The organism is Elstera litoralis, assembly GCF_000963705.1.
Classification (GTDB): domain Bacteria; phylum Pseudomonadota; class Alphaproteobacteria; order Elsterales; family Elsteraceae; genus Elstera; species Elstera litoralis.
The window spans coordinates 1-3649 of sequence record NZ_LAJY01000605.1 but is presented as its reverse complement, the minus strand read 5'-3'; the positions used below and the strand labels follow the sequence as shown (position 1 = coordinate 3649).

Below are 3649 nucleotides of genomic sequence, written 5' to 3'. Positions count from 1 at the left end.
TCAGCAGCTCTTCGGCATATTGTGCCACCGGCAGAATACGTTGCTGAGTGAAGAGCGATGGCACGAGGCGCATCATCACTTCACGGTTTTCCAGCATGTAGGAGACGCCCGACGGAACGCGGCAATTATCTTCGAGAACGTAGAACTGGCCTTCGGAGACGCGCACCACGTCGATCCCGCAAATATGGGCATAGATGCTGCCCGGCAGGTCGAAATCCTGCATCACCGAGAGGAACTGATCGTTGCGAACGATCTGCGCTTCCGGAATTTTCCCGGCGCGGCAAATATCCCGGCGGTGATAGGCGTCGTGCATGAAAGCGTTTAGCGCCCGCACCCGTTGGCGCAGGCCGGCTTCCAGCTTATCCCATTCCGACTTGCCCAAAAAACGCGCGGGATCAGATCGAAGGGGATCGAGCGCTCGTGCCCGCCCGCCGCCCCATAGGAGCCAAAGGTAATGCCCATACGCTCGTACAGCAGATCCGCCTGCAACTGCATGCGGCCGTGTTCCCCGTCCGGCATTTTCGACAGCCAATGCTCAATGCCGGAAAATGGCGGCCGGACGTTCCCGTCTAAGCCGCGCATTTCGTCGAAAATGGGGTGGTGTGCTGCGGTGTCGACCATGCGTCCCCCCTATATGGTGAAGCCTCTGTCACAACGATGCGTTGAAGCCGGAGAACTCGCAAGAGGATGGCGTGATTTTGGTAGATTTTATCCGAAGATTGCTAATTTTTTCCGCATGTGAACAGAAAACCCGCAGCCACCGCCCATGTTTGAGGCGATCACATATAGAGTTTTTCCGCTTCCAACCCCTTATAGAGGTCGGCAACCCAGGGACCATAACCATTGAACAGCTGCGTCGGAATCCGCTCGCCGGTCAGGGTCCGCTCGCTCGCTTGGCTCCAGCGTGGATGCGCCACCGCCGGGTTCACATTGGCCCAAAACCCATATTCGCTGGCCTGAAGCTGCTCCCAGTAGCTCACCGGGCGCTTGTCGGTAAAGGTTACTTTCACAATCGATTTGATCGACTTGAAGCCATATTTCCACGGCAACACCAGTCGGATCGGCGCGCCCATTTGCTTCGGCAGCGGCTTGCCATAGGCCCCCGTGGCGATAAAGGCGAGGTCGTTCATGGCCTCCGAAATCGTTACGCCTTCGACATAAGGCCAAGGTTGCCAAAATTGGCGCTGGCCGAAGGCCATGCCGGAATCAAGGAAGGTCTCGAAGCGCACATATTTGGCGCCGGCGGTCGGTTGGGCCAGCTTCACCAGGGCGGCGAGCGGGAAGCCGGTCCAGGGAATGACCGCCGACCAGGCTTCGACGCAGCGCAGGCGGTACACCCGCTCTTCCAGCGGCATGCGGGCGATCAACTCTTCCGCGTCGAAACTTTGTGGTTTTTCGACCATGCCGTCGAAAGTCACCTTCCACGGGCTCGGCTTCAGCGCTTCGGCGGCAGAGGCCACCGATTTCGACGTGCCGAATTCGTAGAAATTATTATAGGTCGTCGCCAGTTTTTCCGGCGTTTCTGCCCGTTCGGGCGGGTAGACGCTGCTGCGCGGATAGGGGTAGCCCGCCGCTGTGGCCTCCCCCGCGATGAGGGCACCGGCCCCCGCCAGCAGCGGCAGCGTTCCCATCACCTGCAACAGGCTTCGGCGGTTCAGAAACAGGCTTTCGGGTGTTGCGGCAGACTCGGGCAGAGCCCAGGGGCGGGAGCGATGGAGGGGCATTCTCGTCTCTTCCAATAGGGGCGCGCGGGAGGATAATTTGCGGTGCCAAACATGTCCTTAAGATGGAGTTCGTTTCCATCTCCGGCAAGGTTACGCTGGGGTTGCGGGCTTAGACGCAACGCCCTTAAAACTTTCGGGTGATCCAGGGGCGCGCCGCCGCCGAACAAAGAAAAACCGCTAGAAAATCCAACCGAAAGCGCGCCGCCCCGTGACCTCCCCCCCGCCCCTTCTCGTCTGGTTTCGTCAAGATTTGCGGATCGGGGATAATCCGGCCTTCGCTTCTGCCCTGGAACAGGCTCGCGCGGGCGGGCATCCCGTTATCGGATTTTATTGCCTAGACGAAACAAGTTCGGATTCGCGCGCGCTCGGCGGGGCTAGCCGCTGGTGGCTGCATCATAGTCTTGCCCGTTTGCGCGACGCACTGGCGGCCTATAACATCCCGCTCATTCTACGCCGAGACCGCGCCGACGCGCAGGTTTCGGCACTCATAACCGAAACGGGCGCGCGGCATCTGTTCTGGAACCGCCAGTATGAGGCCGCCGCCATCGCCCGCGATACGGAATTGAAAACCGCTCTCACCGCCCAAGGCGTCACAGTGGAGAGCAGCAATGCCCTGCTGTTGGTCGAACCTTGGGAGGTGAAAACCGGCCAGGGTGGGCCGTTCCAGGTTTTCACCCCCTTCTGGCGCGCCGCGCGTCCGCTTGCCGCCGCACGGCCGCCCCTACCGGTCCCCGCCCCCGGTCGTCTGCCCGATCCACCCGTACTGGCCTCCGACCCTTTGGAAAGGTGGGACTTACTGCCGACGGCGCCGATTGGGCTGGGGGCATGCGCGACCAGTGGACGCCCGGCGCGGCCGGTGCGCTGGCGCGGCTCGATGATTTCCTCGCCGCACGCCTCACCGCCTATGCCGACACGCGCGACCGGCCCGATTTGAGCGGCACCAGTGCTCTCTCGCCGCACTTGCGCTTCGGCGAGATCAGCCCGCGCCAAATCTGGGCCGCGCTCGACCAGGCCTGCGCCGGAGACCTCGCGGCACGCGGCCCCGAGAGTTTCTCGCGCGAACTGGGGTGGCGCGAGTTCAGCTATCATCTGCTGTTTCATCAACCTCAGATTTCGCACCGACCGTTACGCAGCCAATTCGAAAATTTTCCCTGGCAACCCGACGCCGAGGCCCTACGCGCCTGGCAGCGCGGCCAAACCGGCTATCCGATCATCGACGCCGGAATGCGCCAGCTTTGGCACACGGGCTGGATGCACAATCGCGTGCGCATGCTGGTCGGCTCTTTTCTGGTAAAGCACCTGCTGCAACCCTGGCAGGCGGGGGAGGAATGGTTCTGGGATACGCTGGTCGATGCTGATCCCGCCAGCAATCCCGCAAGTTGGCAGTGGGTTGCGGGCTGCGGGGCCGACGCCGCCCCCTATTTCCGCATCTTCAATCCAGTGCTTCAGGGCGAGAAATTCGATCCGGACGGCGACTATGTCCGCCGCTGGGTGCCCGAACTGCGCGAACTGCCGAGTGCCTTTATTCATAAGCCGTGGGAGGCGCCGCTGCTGGTTTTGCGCGCGACGGGCGTCAGCCTCGACCAAACCTATCCGCGCCCGTTGATCGAGCTTAGTTTTGGGCGCGACCGGGCGCTTGCCGCCCTCAAAAGCCTCTCCTCCCCCCAAGCGGAAAGCGTCTAGCATGTCCTTGAGTGCCTCGCCTGAGCGTATTGCAATTATTGGCAGCGGGATTTCCGGTCTTGGGGCAGCTTGGTCGTTGCGGAATAGAAATATTACGATCTTCGAGCAGGATCGCCGCCCCGGCGGCCATTCGAATACCCTCGATCTGGCCCTCGATGGGAAGACTATTCCCGTCGATACCGGGTTTATCGTCTATAACGAACGCAATTACCCGAATCTCACGCGGTTTTTTCCAGCATCTG

6 protein-coding genes are annotated in these 3649 nt (G+C 61.3%); 3 read left to right on the top strand and 3 right to left on the bottom strand.

Annotated elements, in window-relative coordinates:
* From VZ95_RS24405 to msrP, 3 genes are all read right to left on the bottom strand, one after another.
* On the bottom strand, window positions 1–334 hold a 334-nt coding region (locus VZ95_RS24405), incomplete at its 3' end, for a circularly permuted type 2 ATP-grasp protein (RefSeq protein WP_232302744.1).
* Window positions 322–621, bottom strand: coding sequence for a hypothetical protein (locus VZ95_RS25995; RefSeq protein ID WP_052711919.1), 300 nt, complete (start codon window positions 619–621; stop codon window positions 322–324). The genes VZ95_RS25995 and VZ95_RS24405, both read right to left, overlap by 13 nt.
* 158 nt (window positions 622–779) lie before the next feature.
* Complete coding sequence (gene msrP / locus VZ95_RS18135) at window positions 780–1724, bottom strand: protein-methionine-sulfoxide reductase catalytic subunit MsrP (RefSeq protein ID WP_045777108.1); 945 nt, start codon at window positions 1722–1724, stop codon at window positions 780–782.
* A 208-nt stretch (window positions 1725–1932) separates the two neighbouring features.
* Between msrP and VZ95_RS28985 the strand changes: the two genes are divergently transcribed.
* From VZ95_RS28985 to VZ95_RS18125, 3 genes are all read left to right on the top strand, one after another.
* Window positions 1933–2658, top strand: coding sequence for a deoxyribodipyrimidine photo-lyase (locus tag VZ95_RS28985; RefSeq protein WP_332308133.1), 726 nt, complete (start codon window positions 1933–1935; stop codon window positions 2656–2658).
* Window positions 2550–3407, top strand: a complete 858-nt coding sequence (locus tag VZ95_RS28980; protein ID WP_332308132.1) for a cryptochrome/photolyase family protein — start codon at window positions 2550–2552, stop codon at window positions 3405–3407. The genes VZ95_RS28985 and VZ95_RS28980 overlap by 109 nt, the downstream gene beginning before the upstream one ends.
* A gap of 1 nt (window position 3408) precedes the next feature.
* Window positions 3409–3649, top strand: a 241-nt coding sequence (locus tag VZ95_RS18125) for an FAD-dependent oxidoreductase (RefSeq protein WP_045777107.1), incomplete at its 3' end; no start/stop codon positions are given.